The organism is Flavobacterium polysaccharolyticum (assembly GCF_038739875.1).
In the GTDB taxonomy this organism is placed as follows: domain Bacteria; phylum Bacteroidota; class Bacteroidia; order Flavobacteriales; family Flavobacteriaceae; genus Flavobacterium; species Flavobacterium polysaccharolyticum.
Map to the genome: position 1 here is coordinate 21,265 of NZ_JBCGDP010000017.1, position 21,517 is coordinate 42,781.

Genomic DNA, 21,517 nt, shown 5'->3' on the forward strand with positions numbered 1-21,517 from the left:
GAAAAAATGAAAAAAACAATTCTTTTATTTTTTGGTTCCCTCGTGTTTTTCTTATTTATGGGATGTGAGAATGAGCTTGATTTAGACCCACAAGGAGCTCCTTCTAGTGCTGGTTTTTGGAAAACTCCAGCTGATGCTAAAGCGGGTTTGAATGCAATATATGGTTTGTACAGTAATGATGATATGTATGGTAGAGGTTTTTTTTGGCTCAATAACGCAAGTGATGATATTGGAACAAAATCTAGAGCTAATGCCGAAAGGATTAAAAATTTTACAGTAGACGGTTCGGAATCGGATACTAAAAATATTTGGGCATTGCATTATGAAGTTATGAAACGTTGTAATGATCTATTGAGAAATGTACCCAAAATCGCAATGGATGAATCAGTAAAATCAAAAATGATTGGAGAAGCTTATTTTAATCATGCTGTAATGCATTTAGAACTGGCATACCGTTACGGTGATGAACGTGCTGGAATTCCTATTCAAGATAGAGAAAATCCCACGAATATTTACGTGCCTCGTGCTAAAAATGTAGCAGAAAACTACACTTATATCGCAAATGATTTAATAAAGGCAGCTGAACTTTTACCTTATTTTAATGAACTAACACCTGATAATTATGGTCATGCTCACAAAACTGCTGCTTGGGGATATCTAGTAAGAACATATCTGTATGCAAAAGATTGGGACAATGCAATTAAATATGCAAATTTGATTATAAGCAGTGGGAAGCATAAACTGTTAGACAACTTTGAGGATGTGTTTAAAATTGCAAATAACTGGTCTTCAGAGTATATTTGGTCAGTAACATCCAGCGCTTCAAATACTAGTTTGGGTTCTATTTTTCCAGGAGTTTGTTTGGAAGATAAAGGATGGGGAGCCTATAATGGTTGGGGTAATTTCTATCCTACAAAAGAATTATTTGACTCTTACCAATCTGGAGATAAAAGAAGAAGTGCTACAATACTTCAAAAAGGTGATAAATTCATTTATTTTGGTCAAGAAGCAATATTCAACGAGGGCAAATATGTAGCAGGATCTAGTAATAGAACAGGGTACCAATTTAAGAAGTATATGGAACCATTTACCTATCCAAAAACAGCCACCAATAGTGTAGATATTCGTTATGTTAATGCAAATGGAGACAAGCCTTCAACTGCTTTGAATTTACCCTTATTGCGTTATGCAGATGTTATATTGATGCTAGCCGAATCAAAGTTAATGAAAGGGCAAAATGCCGATGTTGAAATCAACATGATTCGTAACCGTGCTGGATTGCCTAATATAACTGGTGCTACAATGATAGATTTAAAGAGAGAAAGACGTTGTGAATTAGCAGGTGAATGGACGGATCGTCATTTTGATCTCGTTCGTTGGGGTGATGCACAAGCGGTATATGCTCTTCCTTTACATCATTATGACGGTAAGGTTATTTATCCTTCACGAAATTTTAATCCAAAAGTACACCATGTTTGGCCAATACCTCCTGATGAAATTGCTGTAAGCAAAGGAAGTTTAATCCAAAATGCTGGTTGGTAAGATTACTTGTTGTTTGTTTATTTTTTTAAAATCTCCAAGTTACGATACAATGTAACTTGTGAGGTTTTACTATGATTTAAAAATAGCCATTTATTGTTTACAGTAACTGGCTATTTGTTTTACCCATTTAAATTTTTATAAATCAAATTCAAAATGAAATCAATTAAATTCTTTTTTTTTCTTATGCAGTTGCATGCTCAAGACTATAAGACTTTTAATATACATGCCCACAATGACTACGAAAACAAGGTACCGTTCATTGAAGCCTTTAATAATAAAGTTGGTGTCATAGAAGCTGATGTCTTTTTAGTAGACAATGAATTGTTTTTAGCACATTCTTTAAAAGAAATAACCCCTAGTTTTACGCTTAAAAAAGCCTATCTTGATCCAATCTCTGAAAAAATTAAACTTCAAAAAATGCCTCCTTACTCTGTTGAAAATAAGCTTGATCTTATGATTGATATTAAAACAGATGCCATAAGTACTTTAGCTGTTTTGATAGAGCAATTAAAAAAATATCCAGAAATAACAAATGGACAATTTATTAGAATAGTAATATCTGGCAATAGGCCAAATCCAACTCAATGGTCTAGCTATCCAAATTATATTTTTTTTGATGGAAGAATAAATGAAGAGTATACTCCAGCGCAATTGGAACGTATAACTATGATTAGTGAAAGTCTTAAAAATTATACAGTTTGGAATGGTAAAGGGGTTCTTATTCAAGCCGATTTAGATAAAATTCAAGGTGTAATTAATTCAGTACACCAAAAAAATAAAAAAATTCGTTTTTGGAGTACCCAAGATAATGTAAATACATGGATTACCCTTATGGGACTCAAGGTAGATTATATTGGCACCGATAAAACAAGTGAACTTTCCAAATTTATAAATGATTATAAAAAATATTCTTTTCAAAACACCAATTTTCATACTGCTTATATCCCGAAGGTTAAACAACATAACAAAAGGACTAAAAATATTATTTTATTGATTGGTGATGGCATGGGACTCGCTCAAATTTATGCAGGTTACACTGCAAATAAAGGCCAATTAAATATGTTTAACATTCCAACACAAGGGTTTTCGATCACCTATGCTTCTGATAGTTATATAACTGATTCTGCGGCAGGGGGAACAGCAATGGCTACAGGTTTTAAAACTAAAAACCGTTTTGTAAGTGTTGATCCAGAAGGTAAACCTATTGAGTCAATTACTCAGAAATTAGCAAAGAGAAATTTCAAAACCGCAATAATTTCATCAGGCAACATAACCGATGCAACTCCTGCTGCATTTTACGCACATCAATCTGAAAGAAGTTTCAATGAACCAATAGCAAGTAATTTTTTATCTAATCCATCCGATATTTTAATGGGCGCAGGTGTTGATGAGTTTATCAAAAGAAAAGATGGTCAGAATTTGGTCACCAACTTAATTGAAAAAGGGTACACATTTTCAACGAATTTAAATAGTATTGATACCATTAAAAACAACAAAATTGTACTCATAGACCAGGTTGCTGGTCTCTCTAAAAAAGCAGGTAGAGGTGATTTTTTGGTGAAATCTTTTGAAAAAACTTGTGCAGTATTTTCAAAAACATCAAATCCCTTTTTTATAATGGAGGAAGGTGCTCAAATTGATTACGGTGGACATCAAAATGACTTAGAGTATGTAGTTCGCGAACTTTTGGATTTTGATCAATTAGTAGGAAAGGCAATGGAATTTGTTGATAAAAACCAAGAAACATTACTTATTGTAACTGCTGATCATGAAACAGGAGGTCTTTCATTACTCGATGGAAATTTAAAAACAGGTTATGTGTTGGGTAGTTTTAGTACCAATGATCATACTGCTATTGCTGTACCTGTATTTGCTTATGGAGCCGGTGCAGATACTTTTGCAGGAGTTTATCAAAACACCAGTATTTATTCTAAAATACTTGAAGTTTTGCTTAAAAAATAATTTTTCAAACAATTATTTAACTATTAATTAATGACTTAGATACGGACTAAGACCTTGTTTTGAAGACATAATAGTAGTGTTTAACCTTAATAAATAATTTATGAAAAATTATGTTCAAAGAGTAACGATTTTATTATTTGCGTTTGGATTCCTGTTTGTATCATGTGAGTCAAATCTAGCCGATGACCTTCAGGCAAATGAAGCGGTAAAAAGTACTAGTAAAAACGATGTAAAGCAATTAACTTCCAAAACGGCAACTTACACGATGTCGAATTGGATGAGTGCACTAGATCAAAATTTGAAATTAACAGCAATATCAATACCCGGAACTCATGATTCTGGTGCTAGATTTGAAACCTTTTCAGGAACTGCGAAATGTCAAAATTTAACTCTCGATGAACAACTTGCATCAGGTGTTAGATATTTAGATATACGCTGCCGTCATTTTGAGAACAATTTCACAATACATCACGGATCGGTCTATCAAAATTTGAATTTTACCAATGTATTGCAAAGCTGTTCTGCCTTTTTGGCTCAAAATCCCTCGGAAACTATTATTATGTCTGTGAAAGAAGAATATGATCCTTCTGGGAATAATCGCTCTTTCGAAGCAACTTTTGATTCGTATGTAAACCAAAATGCAAACATTTGGTATTTAGGTTCAACTATACCTACTTTGAGTCAAGCAAAAGGTAAAATTGTTTTGCTAAGACGTTTTTCAACTAATAATACTAAAGGCGTAGATGCATCTTCTTGGGGAGATAATACTGTTTTTGACATCTCTGGTGTTCAGTTAATTAAAGTACAAGATCAATACAAAGTACCTAATAATGATACTAAATTTAATTTGATTAAAGAGTTGGCAGAAGAAGCCAAAAACACAGCTAGCAATAATAATAAACTTTACTTAAATTACTGTAGTGGATACAAAGCAGGACTTTTTGGTATCCCTAATATCAATACAGTGGCTAACGCAATAAATCCAAAATTGACTTCATTCTTCCAAACAAATACCAAAGGAAGGTTTGGAGTTATAATCATGGATTTTGCCGTGACTAATAGAAATAGTTTAATCGTACAAACAAATTTCTAATAGTGGTTTAAAATTCTAGATAATTATAAAAAAAACAATGCCTACTATAATAGTAGGCATTGTTCTTATTTTTTCACAGGAGGATATTGTGCCAAAATTTTCCCCACAAATTCAGCAACTACTTCGTCTTTTTTGTCCGTGTTTTTAGTTAAGGTTCCAATACCTTCACCTTGCCAAATCATTTCTTTCTTTTTGGCATCGATGAGGTCGATAAACAAGGTGCCTTCGGTAGACGTTGAAACGGTGGTTTGGTTACCGCCCATACCCATCATCCAAGGATTCCAGCCCCAACCCCAGCCGTAACCCCAACCTGCGTTGAATTGGTTTACATTGACTTGCTCTCTCGATTTAGTAAAAATATTAATTAACAAATCAGGCGTTTCGCTTTTAGTAAATCCTTTGGCTGCCATTTGTTGGTCAATGGCTCTCAAAATACGTTTTTTGTCCAAATCAGAAATCTCTACTTTATCAATACCCGCTTTATAATACGCATAGGTTTTGTAAGGAGAAAAATCTACATTTTTGTCGTAATCCGAATATACTCTAACGGAACTACAAGAACTAAAAAAAACAACTAGCACTAAGGCAAATAATGATATAGGTTTCATATGGATATTGTTTAAGTTATTATCTATTATGATTCTCGCTTTATGCTGCAAAATAATCTATTTTCAGTTCAAGATAGTTTTTTTAACATTAGATTATAACTATCAAAATGTTTAGATTAAAACAACCAGTACCTTTCAAAAAACGGATTTGTTATTAAGATTTCAAAGGAAATCCTGTGTTATAACAAATGGTCTTCAACAGCATTCGGAAGCGTCACTTTTAGTAAAGGTTCTACTTCCATAGCGCGTTTAATCGCAAAAATTGCTCCTTCGTTACGCGCCCAGCTTCTGCGAGAAATTCCGTTGTTGACATCCCAAAACAACATAGATGCCAAACGTTTAGAAGCTTCTTTGGAACCATCAAGAACCATACCAAAGCCACCATTGATAACTTCTCCCCAGCCCACACCGCCGCCGTTGTGAATGGAAACCCAAGTAGCGCCACGGAAACTATCCCCAATCACATTATGAATGGCCATATCAGCGGTAAATCTAGAACCGTCATAGATATTTGAAGTTTCTCGGTAAGGTGAATCTGTTCCTGAAACATCGTGATGGTCACGACCTAAAACCACATAACCTATTTCGCCTTTGGCAATAGCTTGGTTAAATGCTTCGGCGATTTTAGTACGACCTTCGGCATCGGCATATAAAATTCTCGCTTGTGAACCTATCACTAATTTATTTTCTTGAGCGCCTTTAATCCACTGAATGTTATCCTGCATTTGTTGCTGAATTTCTATAGGGGAGGTTTCAATCATTTTCTCTAAAACGGCACAAGCAATAGCATCTGTTTTGGCCAAGTCTTCTGGTTTTCCGGAAGTACATACCCAACGGAAAGGACCAAAACCATAATCAAAACACATCGGTCCCATAATATCTTGAACGTACGAAGGGTATTTGAATTCTCTGCCAAGCGTTGGATTTTCAGCCATCACATCGGCTCCCGCTCTTGAAGCCTCTAGCAGAAAGGCGTTGCCGTAATCAAAGAAATACGTGCCTTTTGCAGTATGTTTGTTGATAGCCGCTGCGTGACGACGTAATGTTTCTTGCACTTTTTCTTTAAAAAGTTCTGGTTGGTTCGCCATCATTTCATTGGCTTCTTCAAACGAAATGCCCGCAGGATAATACCCGCCAGCCCACGGATTATGCAATGAGGTTTGGTCAGAACCCAAATCAATATGCATATTTTCTTGGTCAAAACGCTCCCAAACGTCTACGATATTGCCTAAATACGCAATAGAAATGGTTTCGTTATTCGTTTTTGCCAAGGCTACACGTTGTACTAAAGCGTCTAAATCTTCAATCACTTCATTAATCCAACCTTGGCTGTGACGAATGTGGGTAATTTTTGGATTCACTTCGGCGCAAACGGTGATACAACCCGCAATATTTCCCGCTTTGGGTTGCGCGCCGCTCATGCCGCCCAATCCAGAAGTCACAAATAAACCGCCTTTTGGATTCTTTTTAATTTTTCTAAAACCATTCAAAACCGTGATGGTCGTTCCGTGAACAATACCTTGTGGACCAATGTACATATAACTTCCAGCCGTCATTTGTCCGTATTGCGAAACGCCCAAGGCATTCATTTTTTCCCAATCGTCTGGTGCAGAATAATTCGGAATCACCATCCCGTTGGTTACCACGACTCTCGGCGCCTCTTTATGCGAAGGGAACAATCCCATCGGGTGCCCAGAATACATCGTCAAAGTTTGCTCATCGGTCATTTCCGACAAGTATTGCATCGTCAAAAGGTATTGTGCCCAGTTTGAAAATACCGCACCATTTCCGCCATACGTAATCAACTCGTGCGGATGCTGTGCCACGGCATAATCCAAGTTGTTTTGAATCATCAACATAATGGCTTTCGCTTGCTCGCTTTTCCCTGGATATTCGTCAATCGGACGCGCGTACATTTTGTATTCAGGGCGAAAACGGTACATATAAATACGCCCGTATTGCTCTAATTCTTCCGAGAATTCAGGTACTAATTCCGAATGATGTTTCGGGTCAAAATAACGCAACGCATTGCGCAACGCCAACTTTTTCTCTTCAGCCGTCAAAATCTCTTTACGTTTCGGCGCGTGATTTATAGCCGCATCATACGGCTTAGGTTGTGGTAATATATCAGGAATTCCTTGTTGGATTTGTTCTTTAAATGTCATCTTTTTTTTGTTTTTACAATCGAAATTAAAATAATAGCGATACTTTTTAGTAAGATTTGGGCGAGACCCCAATACCCCAAGTGGTCAATGCAGCGATGTCTTGATACGGCCACTTGCGGTATTGCGGTCGGGCTATCCACGCTACTTCGGTAGCTAGTTCCTATCCCTCTCGCGACCCGTAGACCAAGGACTTTTTTGCTTCCAAAACCACTTAGGTATATATCGTCACCCTCTAGTTGGAAAAAACCGACTAAGGATACCTAATATCCGACCGGTGGTAGGACTTGTATATTTTGATTCTGTATTGTAAAGAAAGGACATCCATTTCTTAGCGTTTTTTTATATTTTGAGTTCAATCATTTCATCGAGACTATTGAACTTTGGTAAGTCTAAATAATTTGCTCTCTACTTTCATCACCAAAAAACACACCCCCAGCCCCTATAACTCCCTTTTTTATTTTTTTGGAGTCGTTGAATCTTCGATTTCGAGAGGGGAGTAGCAGCTGCATTGAAATCGCGAATCTTTTGTTTTTTGTGCTTTCTGCTTTTACCGCCCTAAATCTGAACACTAAAAACTGAGCACTGACCACTAATTTCTGCCTTCTTCAATCTGCCTTCTATTTTCTATTCTCGATATTCTATTTCCCTACCTCTGTCTTCTTAAATTCTCCCGTTTTCTTATCATAGCCATACGGACAATGACGGCAACCGCTTTTGCAGCAATACCCTCTTTTTAGGTGATGCTTTTCAGTAAAACATTTATAGCCTTCGGGAGTAAAGTAAAAATCTTCACCCTCGATTAATTTATTTTCATTACTTTGCTCTAACATAAGCGACTTGTTTTTTGGAGATGTTCGTGCTACTAGAACGAATGGTGTTTTCCTTAAATAAAAGGCTGCAACAGTTGCAAATCTATAAATTTTAAAGCGAAATGATTCTTATTGTTGCTAAATATTTAATTCCAAAAGGATATAGCGGCCTCGCTGCTTTTCCGTTTGTGCTAGTTAAAAAAGAAGGCTACAAAGAAAATCGCATTTTCATCAATCACGAAAAAATACATTTGCGTCAACAACTCGAATTGCTGATTGTCCCTTTTTTTATTTGGTACAGCCTAGAGTTTTTGCTGAGATGGTATCAATACAAAGATAAAAATTTGGCGTATCGGAACCTGAGTTTTGAACGCGAAGCTTATGCGAACGAATCCAATTTGAGTTACCTTGAAACGAGGAAATATTTTAGTTTTTTAAACTATTTGCACACAAAAAGAAATTAAAAGCCTATTTAACCGCAAGGTTCGCAAAGAAAGCGCAATGACCGCAAAGCTTAGTGAACTTTGCGTAAATCTTTGCGAACCTTGCGGTTAATTTTATAAAATCTATACACTTTGAATCAAGAAATAACATACGAATTGCCCAATGGAATTACTCTTGAGATAAAAAGAGAGGATTTACTTCATCCTTTTGTCTCAGGCAATAAATTCCGAAAACTAAAATACAATGTACTCCAAGCCAAAGCCGAAAATCATTCGGTTTTACTCACTTTTGGAGGCGCTTTTTCCAATCATATTGCTGCTGTGGCGTATGCTGGAAAAGAACAAGGTTTTGAAACCATTGGTGTGATTCGAGGTGATGAATTACGTGATAAAATTTCAGAAAACCCTACCTTGTCTTTTGCTCAAGAATGCGGAATGCGTTTTGAATTTGTCACCCGTGAAGCCTATCGTCATAAAACAGACGCTGCTTTTATCGCACAATTGCAAGCACAATTTGGGTCTTTTTATTTGGTTCCCGAAGGTGGTACCAACGATTTGGCAGTCAAAGGCTGTGAAGAAATTCTAACCAAACTTGATGCCGATTTTGATTTTGTTTGTAGTGCTGTTGGAACGGGAGGAACCATTTCGGGACTCATTAACAGTGCTTTGCCGCATCAAAAAGTTTTGGGATTTCCAGCGTTAAAAGGGGATTTTTTACAAGATGAAATTCGTAATTTTGTCCAAAATAAAAATTGGGAGCTCCAAATCGACTATCATTTTGGAGGTTATGGCAAAGTAACTACCGAATTTATCGAATGGATGAATTGGTTTTATACACAAACGGGTATTCCGTTAGACCCAATTTATACCGGAAAAATGGTTTTTGGCGTTATGGATTTAATCCAGCGCAACTATTTTCCACCAAATTCCAAAATTCTAATGATTCACACGGGTGGACTCCAAGGAATTGCGGGGATGAATGCCAAATTAAGAAACCAAAACAAACCGATTTTAGTACTATGATAAAACAAATTTTCTGCCTGATAGTATTGCTGTTTTTGGTAAGCTGTAACAGTACTAAACCGGTTACTCAAACCCATAAAAGAAACACAACTCCCGCTAAGAAAACAGTCGTTTATACTAAGACGCCATCTGCTAATGGTGTTGCCACTAAAAGATTAGAGGTAGTCAATCAATATATAGAACAATACAAAGGAATTGCGATGAGCAATATGAAAAATTTCGGCATTCCTGCGAGTATAATATTGGCACAAGGAATTTTAGAATCGGGTGCTGGGAAAAGCAGTTTGGCCGTCAATTCCAACAATCACTTTGGTATCAAATGTCATAATGATTGGGAAGGAGAATTTGTACACCAAGATGATGATTCAGAAAAAGAATGCTTCCGAAAGTACGAAGACCCAGCGGGTTCTTATAAAGACCACGCTAAATTTTTGACAACCAAAAAACGATATGCCTCTCTTTTTTCGTTGGCCAAAGGAGATTATGTGGCTTGGGCTATGGGATTGCGAGCCGCTGGATACGCCACCGACCCACTGTATCCTGAAAAATTGATTGCCTACATTGAGCGCTATGATTTGCATCAGTACGATAGTCAGGTTTTGGGCAAAAGTGGGGTAAATTATCCCGTTTCGAGTCGAGTAGACAACCAAGTGGTAAACGGTGATGGCACGTTGTATGAAGTCCAAAAAGGCGATACGTTATATTCCATTTCCAAAAAGTTCAATGTTTTGGTCGAAGATTTACAACGCAAAAACAACTTAACCGACAACGCGATTTCGATTGGACAAAAATTGATTGTTAAGTAAAATAGGCGTTGATTAAAGTTGATATTTTAGAATTAAAATACTTTATAAATAGTAAAAATATGATATACCAAAGAAGCAGTCAGCTTTTTGCTGAAGCGGAAAAAGTAATTCCAGGAGGCGTAAATTCGCCAGTACGAGCTTTTAAAGCCGTGGGTGGTACTCCAATTTTTGTAAAAAGTGCGAAAGGCGCGTATTTATATGATGAAGATGGCAACCGATTGATTGATTACATTAATTCTTGGGGACCAATGATTTTGGGTCACGCTTACGAACCCGTTGTGGAGGCATTAACGGAACGTGCCAAATTAGGAACTTCTTTTGGAATGCCTACAGAATTGGAAACCAAAATTGCTGCTTTGGCAGTTGCTATGGTGCCGAATATCGATAAAATTCGTTTTGTGAATTCGGGGACAGAAGCTTGTATGAGTGCCATTCGTTTGGCGCGTGGCTTTACCAAAAGAGATAAAATCATCAAGTTTGCAGGTTGTTATCACGGTCATTCCGATTCGTTTTTGATTGCTGCTGGTAGTGGATTAAGTACTTTTGGAGTACCCAATAGTCCAGGGGTCACAGAAGGAACCGCAAAAGATACTTTGCTAGCTCGTTACAATGATTTAGAAAATGTTAGCGCTTTGATTGCAGCCAATCCCAATGAAATTGCTGCAATTATCGTAGAGCCGGTTGCGGGAAATATGGGTTGTGTACCACCACTCAACGGATTCTTAGAAGGTTTACGTGAGTTGTGTTCGGCTAACGGAATATTATTGATTTTTGATGAGGTAATGACTGGCTTTCGTTTGGCAGCAGGTGGTGTTCAGGAGTTATACGGAATTCAAGCGGATATCGTTTGTTTTGGAAAAGTAATTGGTGGCGGATTGCCAGTAGGGGCTTTTGCTGCTCGTGAAGAAATTATGAATTACTTGGCGCCACTAGGTCCCGTGTATCAAGCTGGAACATTATCAGGAAATCCGTTAGCGATGGCGGCTGGATTGGCGATGTTAGAAGCGTTAAATAATGACAGAGCAGTATTTCAACGATTGGAAGAGAAAACCGCTTATTTAGAAGTAGGAATTCGTAAAGTGCTTACTGAAAATGGTATATTTTTTACCATCAATAGAGTAGGCTCAATGATTTCGGTGCATTTTGATGCCGAACCCGTAGTTGATTTTCAATCGGCTGCTAAAGGAGACAATGCAACCTTTAAAAAATTCTTCCACGGTTTGTTGCAAGAAGGTATCTACATTGCACCATCGGCATACGAAACTTGGTTTATTACCGATGCATTAACTTATGAAGATTTAGATGTGACCATTCAAGCTATTGATAAAGTATCGAAGACTTTTTAAGAAATAGAAGTACAACAAAAAAGGGAGTTTCTTGCTGTAGAAACTCCCTTTTTTTATTAATAATCACCTTTGTCACCTTTATTTCTTTTTCTTTCTTCTCTTTTCTCGAGCATTTTTTCTTTTCGTATGTCTTTATCGTTTTCCCATTTGGTGTATTGCTCAGGAGTTAAAATCGATTTCATTTTCGCGTCCGTGGCTTCTTTTTCGGCTTTCATTTTTTTAGCCATTTCTTTTCTTTCTTTAGCAGAGGCTTGCAATTGCTCGTCTTTTTTTGCCTCTCTTTTGGCTTTAAAATCGGCTGCTTTTGCGCTTTGTTCTGCCAACAATTTTTTTACTTCTTCTTGTTGTTTAGCATTCAAGTTCAAATCCGTAGTCAATTTGTTTAAATGTTTCTCCTGACGCTGTTCTGGAGTCATTTTTTCCATTTCGTCACGATTGGGTCTTTCTCTTTTTTGCTGTGCCACACTGCTTAAACTTACTACCAATAAGGCAGCCATAATTACTTTTTTCATCTTACTTTCGTTTTTTTGATTTATACTGATAAGATGATGTTTAAATAAAAAGGTTTAATGTTAACAAAAAATTAGCGTCTTAAGTACTTGATTTTGAAAAAGCCACCGCGATTTTCCTCTCGTAACATAGAATGCTGAACAATGAGGATTCCTATGGTAATCACGTTTTTTAATTCATAAAAAGCGGTATTCCCTTGATAATTTTGTTCGAGTTCTAGGAGTTCTTTTAGCCAATGTTTTAACTGTTTTTTGGCTTTCTTCAAATCGTGATTGTTTCTCACGATTCCTGCGTGGCTTCGCATCAAAAGTTGCAATTCACTTTTTATTTGACTCAAAATAGAATTGGTAATCAAAGGCAAGCGGTCTTTGTAGATTTTGGAGTAAACGGGTGTTTTGCTTACTTCTGGGTCAGGGTTTTCAGAAAGGTAATCATAAATTGCATTGGAATAAACCAACGCCTCTAGTAGGGAGTTAGAAGCTAGTCTATTGGCTCCGTGCAAACCCGTTCTAGAGCATTCACCGCAAGCAAAAAGACGCCCTACGGAAGTCTTACCATTAGCATCGACTACAATTCCGCCACAAAGATAATGTTGGGCAGGCACGACAGGAATCCAATCTTTTGTGATGTCGATACCAATGCTTTTGCAATGTTTATAAATCATTGGGAAATGAGCGATAAACGCTTCCAAATCCAAATGGGTGCAATCTAGGTAGACACAAGCATCTCCTGATTTTTTCAATTCAAAATCGATGCTTTGCGAAATAATATCTCTCGAAGCCAATTCTTTTCTTTCGTCATAATCTTCCATAAAACGACGGCCGCTTTTGGTACGTAGATAGGCACCAAAACCACGTACAGCTTCAGAAATCAAAAATTGAGTTCCATTGGAATTATGAAATAAAGCGGTGGGATGAAATTGAATAAACTCCATTTCGGTGATAGTGGCGTGAATACGGTTTGCCATAGCGATTCCGTCACCAGTGGCAATAATAGGATTGGTGGTATGTCCGTATACATTTCCTATGCCGCCAGTGGCAAGCAAGGTATAATCAGCAAAACAAGGAAAAATAGTTTTGTCTTTTTGATTCAAAACTTGAACGCCCAAACAACAATTGTCTTCTGCAATCAAATCGATAGCAAAATGATGGTCTAGCACGGTGATGTTTTCTTTTAAATAGACTTGTTGCAAGATAGCGCGTTCAATTTCAAAACCCGTTTGGTCTTTATGATGTACCACTCGACTTTGTGAATGGCCTCCTTCTTTTCCTAAGTCGAAATTGCCTTGTGCATTTTTGTCAAATTGTGCGCCCCAATTGATTAATTCTTGTAGGCGTTTTGGTCCTTCGGTGATGACTTTTCGAACTACGGCTTCTTCGCACAAGCCATCGCCACAAATTAGGGTGTCCTGAATGTGTTTTTCGTACGAATCTTCTATTTTGTTGGTTACAATAGCAATGCCTCCTTGGGCATATTTTGTATTCGATTCTTCAGCATTGGCTTTGGTAACGATTGTGATTTTTTTTTCTGGAAAGCGCGTGGCCATTTTTAGGGCAAAAGTTAGTCCTGCCACACCAGAACCGATAATTAAATAGTTGGTTTGTGTCATTAGTTGGAGAGTTCAAGCATACGTTCTATAGGTACTAAAGCGCGTTCTCTGATGTCTTCAGGAACGATAATTTCGGGGGTTTCGTGGAGCAAACAATCGTACACTTTCTGGAGTGTATTGACTTTCATATAGCCACATTCACTGCAAGCACAAGTGTTGTCCTCTTCGGATGGAGCTGGAATCAAGATTTTATGCGGTACTTCTTGCTGCATTTTGTGCAAAATACCAGCTTCGGTGGCAACAATGAATTTCTTGTTTGGACTGTTTTTTACATACGTTATCATTCCTGCAGTGGAGCCAATGTAATGGGCTGTTTTTAAGATATGCGTTTCTGATTCTGGATGCGCAATGATTTCGGCATCTGGATTTTGTTTGTATAATTCAACTAACTTGTCTAGTGAAAAAGCTTCGTGAACCACACAGGAGCCGTCCCAAAGCAATAGTTCTCGTCCTGTTTTTTGACTAATATATTTGCCTAAGTTTTTGTCTGGAGCAAATATAATCGGCGTTTCTTTTGGAACTGATGCAACAATTTTTAAGGCATTAGCCGAAGTACATACAATATCACTCAACGCCTTTATTTCTGCCGAACAATTCACATAAGTAATCACGATATGATTGGGATGTTGGGCTTTGAATGCTCTAAACAAGTCTGGCGGACAAGAGTCGGCCAAGGAGCATCCTGCTTTGAGGTCGGGCAGAATTACTTTCTTATTAGGATTGAGAATTTTGGCTGTTTCGGCCATAAAATGAACCCCTGCAAAAAGAATAATAGGTGCATCAACTTTGGTCGCTTCTTGTGACAAACCCAAGCTATCGCCTACATAATCAGCAATATCTTGTATGTCTGGTTCTTGATAATAATGCGCCAAAATGACTGCATTTTTTTCTTTCTTTAGGGCAACAATTTTTGCTTTGAGATTTTCCATTTTACCTTTTTTTAGTATGTCATTTTATAAAGGGCGTGTAAAAGTATTTTAATCCTATTGGACTGCCAATGATAAATGTCAGGTTTAGAAGTGTTTCAAAAAGAGCGGTTAGTTTAATTCCGAATTACTATTTTGATGTTGGCTGTGGAAAGGAATTCCGAATCTAATTCGCGGTGGGAAAAGCCCATTTTTTCTAGGGTTGGAGCTTCATTTACGAAATACTGAATATAGTATTGGCCTTGGTAGCCTTTTTGTTCCAAATAATGAACCATTGCAGTGAGGTCTTCTTTGGAAATTAAGTCGGAGTGGATGGTGGTGCGCACTTCAAAAGGGACAGAATTGGAAAGCAATAATTCGAGGGATTGCTCAAAAGAAACAAACAGATTGGATTGGGTGATTTTTTCGAAAGTGTTTGGTAGGGATTTAAAATCTAAGGCAATATAATCGATTGTTTTTTGATAGAGTAGGGTTTGAAGTACTTTGGGTTTTGAACCGTTGGTGTCTATTTTTACTAGAAAGCCCATTTTCTTGACGGTTGCAATGAATTCAAGGCAGTTTTTATGCAATAAGCATTCGCCACCACTGAAAACAACCGCATCTAGGAGGTTTTTTCGGGTGTGGAGAAAATCCAAGGCGTCTTGGAAGGTGAGTTTTCCTTTTCCTAAAACTATTTCTGGGTTGTAGCAATACAAGCACCGCATATTGCAGCCCGCAAACCAAAGAATGCAGGCCGACTGATGCGGATAATCAAGCAAAGTAAACGGCGTTATGCTGTAAATGGGCGTGCTAGCACTTACATTCATTGAAATGGGTGCGTTGCTTGTGTTCTCCTTTTTTTCCAATGTTGAAGCTTTCTACGGGACGATGATAGCCCATCACACGAGTGTAGACTAAACATTTGGTTCTGCGTTCTGGATGTTGTTCTAGAATGGGATGTGTTTTCATTATTTAAGGGTTTTAGATTGTTTAAAGTTGTTTAAAGTTGTTTAAAGTTGTTTAAAGTTGTTTAAAGTTGTTTAAAGTTGTTTAAAGTTGTTTAAAGTTGTTTAAAGTTGTTTAAAGTTGTTTAAAGTTGTTTAAAGTTGTTTGGACGTTAAACAACTTTAAACCTTTAAACCATTAATTCTTTTTCGAGAATTAGGGCTTCATCGCATTTTGGGCAGTATTCGTGTTCGCCGTTTAGGTAGCCGTGTACGGGGCAAACGCTGAATACGGGAGTCACGGTGACATAGGGCAATTTGAAATTTGAAATTACTTTTTTGACAAATTGTTTGCAGGCTTTGGATGAGCTGATTTTTTCGCTCATATAAAGGTGTAATACGGTGCCACCGGTGTATTTGCATTGCAATTCGTCTTGCAGGCAAAGGGCTTCGAATGGGTCTTCGGTAAAATCGGCTGGAATTTGTGAGCTGTTGGTGTAATAAATATTGTCTCCTTCGCCCGCCTGATAGATGTTAGCAAAACGTTTTTTGTCTTCTTTGGCAAAGCGATAGGTGGTTCCTTCGGCTGGTGTGGCTTCGAGATTGTAAAGGTTTCCGGTGCTTTCTTGGAATTCTTTCATACGGTTTCGGATGTGTTCCAAAATTTCGGCTGCCAGTTCGATTCCTGTTCTAGAGGTGATTTGGTCTTGATTTTGAGTGAAATTGACAATCATTTCGTTGATTCCGTTGACACCAATGGTAGAAAAATGATTTCTGAAATGTGACAAATAGCGTTTGGTATAAGGGTACAAACCGCGGTCGTACATTTCTTGAATAAAGACTCTTTTTTTCTCTAAAGTTGATTTGGAAAGGTATAAAAGATGGTCTAATTGTTCTAGTAAAGCGGTTTTGTTTCCTTGATACAAATAGCCCAATCGCGCCATATTGATGGTCACAACTCCAATGCTTCCGGTCATTTCGGCACTTCCAAAAAGGCCATTACCGCGTTTTAGTAATTCGCGTAAATCGAGTTGGAGGCGACAGCACATACTACGAACGGCGTTGGGTTTGTAGGCATTGGGGTTTTCTTCTTTGTTGCCGTTTTCGTCAAGAATGTATTGGCTTCCAATGAAATTTTGGAAATAGGACGACCCAATTTTGGCGGTATTTTCGAATAGTAAATCGGTGTTTTCTCCATTCCAATCAAATTCTTCGGTGATGTTTACGGTTGGAATTGGAAAAGTGAAAGGTTGTCCGTTGGCATCGCCCTCGGTCATTACGGTATAATACGCTTTATTGATGAGGTTCATTTCGGGTTGGAAATGTTCATAGCGCAACTCGGTTAACGTTTTCACTCCACGCGCTTGTGCACGAAGTAATAGTTCTTCGTTGTTGATGTTTTGAAAGAAATGAATGTCTTTTCGGGTTGGAATTTGAGTTTTCAAATCTTCGGGAACGACCCAGTCCAAGGTAATATTGGTAAAAGGCGATTGTCCCCAACGCGCTGGCACGTTTAAGTTATAGACAAAACTGCGAACGGCTTTCAGCACATCATCAAAGGATAAATTGTCTTTGAACACATAAGGCGCTAAATAGGTATCGAAGGAGCTGAAGGCTTGTGCGCCGGCCCATTCGCTTTGAAGAATGCCTAGAAAATTAGCCATTTGTCCCAGAGCTTCTCTAAAATGCGAGGGTGGTCTGCTTTCTACACGTCCGCGAACGCCATTGAATCCTTCGTTGAGTAAGACCCTCAAACTCCAACCAGCACAATAACCCGTAAGGCAATCCAAATCGTGTATGTGAATATCGCCATTTCGGTGCGCGTATCCTTCTTGTTTGCTGTAGACTTTGTCAAGCCAATAGTTGGCAATTATTTTTCCAGCTACGTTGTTTACCAAACCAGCATTGGAGTAGGAGGTGTTGGCATTGGCATTGATTCTCCAATCGGTTTGTTCGATGTATTCTTCAATAGTTTGCGTGCTGTCTACATAGGTGGTGTCTTCGTTAAGTCCGTTGATGTGTTCGCGTTGTAACTTTCTGGTATGTCGAAAGAGCATAAACGAACGCATCACATCAAAATACTGTTTTTCAAAAAGGGTTTTTTCTATGCAATCCTGAATTTCTTCAACGGCCCAAGTAGTTTTAGATTGAAGTTGTTCGAAAACACTACTTACTACTTTCTCGTCTATTGCCAATTGAACACTTTTAAAACTCTTTTCAATGGCATCTTTGATTTTGAATTCCTCAAAAGGTCGGTATTCTCCGTTTCGTTTGATTACATATTTTTCCATAGTTTTTGAAAGTTTAAGTTTGCGTTTGTTGTTATAAATGAATAAGTGTTTTAATAAACAGTTAGATTTCAGAAGTTTAATTCTGAGATAGTAAACCAATTTTATTTTTTGCTATAAACAAATTAAAATCAGCTGTTTATGTGTGTTGTGGAATTTGTGTTTGGTACTACTATTTTACGTCTTAATGCAAAATACCGACCTGATATTTATCATATTTGGAGTTTTTTTATGCTCTTTTATTAACCGTCCTGAAGTCTTGTTTTGCTGTCTTTTTAGTTGTTTTTTGAGGTGGATTGTTGATAAGTTACTTTGTTATTCTTTCATTAAGTTTAAAAAAAAGAGCCACGGCAACGAATAAGAATAGGTATTTTTGTTGATTCAAAATCTATACAATGAAGAAGAATGTTATACTAGTTTTTTTGTTTTTGCTATCCTTAAATGGAGTTTTTGCTCAAACTAAGGAATACCGAATGGAATTTAAAAGTGGAAAAGAATTGCAAAAGTTTTTGACGTATTCTAAAAAATCCTATCCTTTGGTAAGCGCGCATAGAGGAGGGCCAACAGTTGGTTTTCCAGAAAACTGCACCCCAACATTTGCTAATACCATTCAGTATAATCCAGCAATAATCGAAACCGATATTGCATTATCCAAAGATTCGGTTTTAGTGATGATGCACGATGATAAATTAGATAGAACCACTACAGGAACAGGATTGATTGGCAATTACACGTACAAAGAATTGCAAGATTTTTATCTAGAAGATACTCAAGGCAATCCAACTCCTTACAAAATAGAGACCTTGGATGAAGTATTGCAATGGGGGAAGGGAAAAGTAATTTACACGTTGGATGTAAAACGAGGAGTTCCTATGCAAAAAGTAATCGATGCGGTGCGTCGCAATAAGGCAGAAGCGTATTCCGTAATCATAACCTACAATGCCAATCAAGCAGCAGAAGTAGCTCGTTTGGCTCCCGATTTGATGATTTCTGTTTCAGCAAGAGGAAAAGACGACGTAGAACGTATGGAAGCTTTGGGCGTAAAAGCAGAAAAAATGGTCGCCTTTGTAGGAACTTCGGACCCTAAACCAGAAGTATATTCCTATTTGCATAGTCGTTCAATCGCTTGTATTTTAGGGACTATGGGCAATATTGACAAAAGCGCTGCTGTAAATAGTGAGGGTTTGTATTATCAATTAATTGCGAACGGAGCTACTGTTTTATCCTCTGATAGAAGTAAAGAAGCGGGAGCACAATTGGCAAAATATGCAAAAGACAACAAGCTACACTCAAAGCATATTAAAGAAGTAGTAAAAAAGTAATTTGTATAGAAACAACAAACTCGATAATAGGTCATATTATCGGGTTTGTTTTTATGATTAAGAAAAGATTACTCTTTCAATCGACAAGCTTTTACATCGCCATCAACCACAACTTCGGTCATTCCAAGAGCAGAAAGGTTTTTCATTGCTTTGTCCCATTTTTTACCACTTATTTTAGATTTGATCTTAGGCTAGATATTATAGATGCGATTTTAACTCATTTAGGTGTTAAAGGTTTAATTAAAGTGTATATTTGTAATATATTTACAAATAAAACCCTTGAGTGATGTTGTTAAACTTCAGAATAACAAATTTTAGGTCAATCAACGAAACAGTTGAATTGTCTATGATTCCTAGTGATTTGAAAAATCCAGTCAACAGAATTATAAAGACAAATCCAAATGCTACTAAAAATAAAGATTATTACGGATTAACTTCTGCTGCCATATATGGACCAAATGCAAGTGGGAAAAGTAATATCATAAGAGCCTTAGATGATTTTTTAGATTTTGTAAGTAATTCAACGAATAATAAACCAAATGATATTTTAAACCTATACAATCCTTTCAAGTTAATTAATGCTAATTTAAAAAAGCCATGTAGTTTTTCAATTGATTTGTTGATATCAAAAATTTTATATGAATATTCGATTGAGGTTAATCAAAAGGAAATTGTTGCTGAATCACTTTTTTTCTATCCAAAAGGTATAAAAGTTAAGATTTTTGAACGTAAAGGTCAGAGAATTGAAAAAGGAAACGGCTATGAAGGTGTTTTTGAGACAATTAAACAAAGAACAACAGAAAATCAATTGTTTTTAAGTAAATCGGCTACTGAGAATGTAGTGTTTGCTAAAAATGTCTACAATAAAATAAGGGAAATAAATATTTTTACTACCGAGGTATTTCACGGAAACACTTTTAATGAACATTTTAGTGATATGACATTTCAGTTTAATGAAAATGGAATTGTATTAATAAAGTCGTTGATTCAAAAATTAGATACTCAAATTGTCGATTTCAAACAGGCAGAAGGAGGAATTAAAACATTTCATTTAAATGATAAAAATGATAAAATTGAATTTGAATTTGAAGACGAGTCTTCAGGAACACAAAGAATTATTTCATTTATTCCGTTAGTACTGATGGCTTTAAAATATGGGGAAGTATTAGTCGTTGATGAATTTGAAAGGAGTTTACATCCTGAAATTGCCCAATATATTTTAGGTTTTTTTAATGATCCTGAAGTAAATACAAAAGGTGCTCAGTTTATATTTGCTACCCACGATACTACTTTATTAAGTCCCGAAAACAATATGAGAAGAGACCAAATTAATTTGGTTGAGAAAAATGAAAAAGGTGAGACAGAAATGTTTGCAGTTTCGGATATAAAAGGAATTCGAGAGGGAAATTATGAAAAATGGTATTTGGAAGGAAGATTAGGAGCAGTTCCAACTATTGCCAGAGAAACTTTTAGGCAGGAATTGATTGATTTTATAAACTCATAAATATGGCTAAAAGACCTAATAATACCTTTAAATCTAGAGTTTTTAAATCTAAAGTTTTGATTCTATGTGAAGGCTTGACAGAGAAGAATTATTTCAATGCAATGAAGGAGGATTTTCGTTTGCCTAAAACTATTGGTGTAGAAGTTTTTCAAAGTAATAAAGTAGATTGTAAAGGAGTTGTAGAGGAAGCAATAAAGAAAGCCAAACGTGAAGGGTTTCAAGAAATATTTGTTGTTTTCGATCACGATAATCAAGCCAAAAGGGATGAGGCTTTTAAGTTAGCTTTGGGTAAAAAGATAAAAGTAGTTTTTTCAAGTATTTGTTTTGAATCTTGGTTTTTGTTCCATTATAAAAACTCTACTAAGGCATTTGCTTCAGAAGAAGTTTTGGAAAAAGAGTTGAAGAAATGTACAGGAATGGAAAATTATGAAAAGAATGATTTCAAACATTATTCGATATTAAAAGATAAATTGCACATTGCTAAATCAAATGCTGAAAATATTAGATTATCTGTTATTGAAAATAATTATGGTGTTGCTATTTTTAATTTAAACCCATATACTAATGTTGATGAATTAGTGTTGTTTTTAGAAAATCAAAGAGCATGAAAAAGGAGTTTCAAAATAGAAACTCCTTTT

19 protein-coding genes are annotated in these 21,517 nt (G+C 36.7%); 10 read left to right on the forward strand and 9 right to left on the reverse strand.

The window, feature by feature from the left end:
- Window positions 1-6: 6 nt before the first annotated feature.
- The 3 genes from WFZ86_RS15475 (at window position 7) to WFZ86_RS15485 (ending at window position 4,597) form a co-directional block, all read left to right on the forward strand.
- Entirely contained in the window at window positions 7-1,542 is a 1,536-nt protein-coding gene (locus WFZ86_RS15475) for a RagB/SusD family nutrient uptake outer membrane protein (RefSeq protein ID WP_342692769.1), read from the forward strand.
- Window positions 1,543-1,695: 153 nt separating this feature from the next.
- Window positions 1,696-3,504 (forward strand): alkaline phosphatase, encoded by a 1,809-nt coding sequence (locus WFZ86_RS15480; protein WP_342692770.1) that lies wholly within the window; start codon window positions 1,696-1,698, stop codon window positions 3,502-3,504.
- A 100-nt stretch (window positions 3,505-3,604) separates the two neighbouring features.
- Entirely contained in the window at window positions 3,605-4,597 is a 993-nt protein-coding gene (locus WFZ86_RS15485; RefSeq protein ID WP_342692771.1) for a phosphatidylinositol-specific phospholipase C, read from the forward strand.
- A 65-nt stretch (window positions 4,598-4,662) separates the two neighbouring features.
- Here WFZ86_RS15485 and WFZ86_RS15490 read toward each other — a convergent pair whose 3' ends face one another.
- The 3 genes from WFZ86_RS15490 to WFZ86_RS15500 all read right to left on the reverse strand — a co-directional run bounded on the left by WFZ86_RS15490 (window position 4,663) and on the right by WFZ86_RS15500 (window position 8,200).
- Window positions 4,663-5,205 (reverse strand): DUF4136 domain-containing protein, encoded by a 543-nt coding sequence (locus WFZ86_RS15490; protein WP_342692772.1) that lies wholly within the window; start codon window positions 5,203-5,205, stop codon window positions 4,663-4,665.
- Between the two features lie 179 nt (window positions 5,206-5,384).
- On the reverse strand, window positions 5,385-7,370 hold the full coding sequence (locus WFZ86_RS15495; protein ID WP_342692773.1) for a urocanate hydratase: 1,986 nt from the start codon (window positions 7,368-7,370) through the stop codon (window positions 5,385-5,387).
- A gap of 638 nt (window positions 7,371-8,008) precedes the next feature.
- Window positions 8,009-8,200, reverse strand: a complete 192-nt coding sequence (locus WFZ86_RS15500) for a C1orf53 family protein (protein WP_159682240.1) — start codon at window positions 8,198-8,200, stop codon at window positions 8,009-8,011.
- 101 nt (window positions 8,201-8,301) lie between these two features.
- Between WFZ86_RS15500 and WFZ86_RS15505 the strand changes: the two genes are divergently transcribed.
- From WFZ86_RS15505 to hemL, 4 genes are all read left to right on the forward strand, one after another.
- A complete protein-coding gene (locus WFZ86_RS15505; RefSeq protein ID WP_159682243.1) occupies window positions 8,302-8,643 on the forward strand; it encodes a hypothetical protein in 342 nt (113 codons plus the stop codon).
- Window positions 8,644-8,754: 111 nt separating this feature from the next.
- Window positions 8,755-9,645 (forward strand): 1-aminocyclopropane-1-carboxylate deaminase/D-cysteine desulfhydrase, encoded by an 891-nt coding sequence (locus tag WFZ86_RS15510; RefSeq protein ID WP_342692774.1) that lies wholly within the window; start codon window positions 8,755-8,757, stop codon window positions 9,643-9,645.
- Window positions 9,642-10,451 carry a glucosaminidase domain-containing protein gene (locus WFZ86_RS15515; RefSeq protein WP_342692775.1) on the forward strand — a complete coding sequence of 270 codons (810 nt, stop codon included), beginning with the start codon at window positions 9,642-9,644 and terminating at the stop codon, window positions 10,449-10,451. Before WFZ86_RS15510 ends, WFZ86_RS15515 begins: the two co-directional genes overlap by 4 nt.
- A 59-nt stretch (window positions 10,452-10,510) precedes the next feature.
- The gene (gene hemL, locus WFZ86_RS15520; RefSeq protein ID WP_342692776.1) at window positions 10,511-11,797 is read left to right on the forward strand and encodes a glutamate-1-semialdehyde 2,1-aminomutase; all 1,287 of its coding nucleotides are present in this window, start codon (window positions 10,511-10,513) and stop codon (window positions 11,795-11,797) included.
- 56 nt (window positions 11,798-11,853) lie between these two features.
- On the opposite strand, the gene WFZ86_RS15525 is transcribed toward hemL, so the two are convergent.
- The 6 genes from WFZ86_RS15525 to WFZ86_RS15550 form a co-directional block, all read right to left on the reverse strand.
- Complete coding sequence (locus tag WFZ86_RS15525) at window positions 11,854-12,309, reverse strand: hypothetical protein (protein ID WP_342692777.1); 456 nt, start codon at window positions 12,307-12,309, stop codon at window positions 11,854-11,856.
- 71 nt (window positions 12,310-12,380) lie between these two features.
- Complete coding sequence (gene nadB / locus WFZ86_RS15530) at window positions 12,381-13,916, reverse strand: L-aspartate oxidase (RefSeq protein ID WP_342692778.1); 1,536 nt, start codon at window positions 13,914-13,916, stop codon at window positions 12,381-12,383.
- Window positions 13,916-14,845, reverse strand: a complete 930-nt coding sequence (gene nadA, locus WFZ86_RS15535) for a quinolinate synthase NadA (protein ID WP_342692779.1) — start codon at window positions 14,843-14,845, stop codon at window positions 13,916-13,918. Before nadA ends, nadB begins: the two co-directional genes overlap by 1 nt.
- A 113-nt stretch (window positions 14,846-14,958) precedes the next feature.
- Complete coding sequence (locus WFZ86_RS15540; RefSeq protein ID WP_342692780.1) at window positions 14,959-15,648, reverse strand: anaerobic ribonucleoside-triphosphate reductase activating protein; 690 nt, start codon at window positions 15,646-15,648, stop codon at window positions 14,959-14,961.
- Window positions 15,632-15,790, reverse strand: coding sequence for an anaerobic ribonucleoside-triphosphate reductase (nrdD, locus tag WFZ86_RS15545; protein WP_157490620.1), 159 nt, complete (start codon window positions 15,788-15,790; stop codon window positions 15,632-15,634). The genes WFZ86_RS15540 and nrdD overlap by 17 nt, the downstream gene beginning before the upstream one ends.
- A 166-nt stretch (window positions 15,791-15,956) precedes the next feature.
- Window positions 15,957-18,056 carry a ribonucleoside triphosphate reductase gene (locus WFZ86_RS15550; protein ID WP_342692781.1) on the reverse strand — a complete coding sequence of 700 codons (2,100 nt, stop codon included), beginning with the start codon at window positions 18,054-18,056 and terminating at the stop codon, window positions 15,957-15,959.
- A gap of 392 nt (window positions 18,057-18,448) precedes the next feature.
- Here WFZ86_RS15550 and WFZ86_RS15555 point away from each other — a divergent pair, with 392 nt between their 5' ends.
- From WFZ86_RS15555 to WFZ86_RS15565, 3 genes are all read left to right on the forward strand, one after another.
- Window positions 18,449-19,375 carry a glycerophosphodiester phosphodiesterase family protein gene (locus WFZ86_RS15555; RefSeq protein ID WP_342692782.1) on the forward strand — a complete coding sequence of 309 codons (927 nt, stop codon included), beginning with the start codon at window positions 18,449-18,451 and terminating at the stop codon, window positions 19,373-19,375.
- 286 nt (window positions 19,376-19,661) lie between these two features.
- Complete coding sequence (locus tag WFZ86_RS15560; protein ID WP_342692783.1) at window positions 19,662-20,879, forward strand: AAA family ATPase; 1,218 nt, start codon at window positions 19,662-19,664, stop codon at window positions 20,877-20,879.
- Window positions 20,880-20,881: 2 nt separating this feature from the next.
- Window positions 20,882-21,487 (forward strand): RloB family protein, encoded by a 606-nt coding sequence (locus tag WFZ86_RS15565; RefSeq protein ID WP_342692784.1) that lies wholly within the window; start codon window positions 20,882-20,884, stop codon window positions 21,485-21,487.
- The last annotated feature ends 30 nt before the right edge of the window (window positions 21,488-21,517 follow it).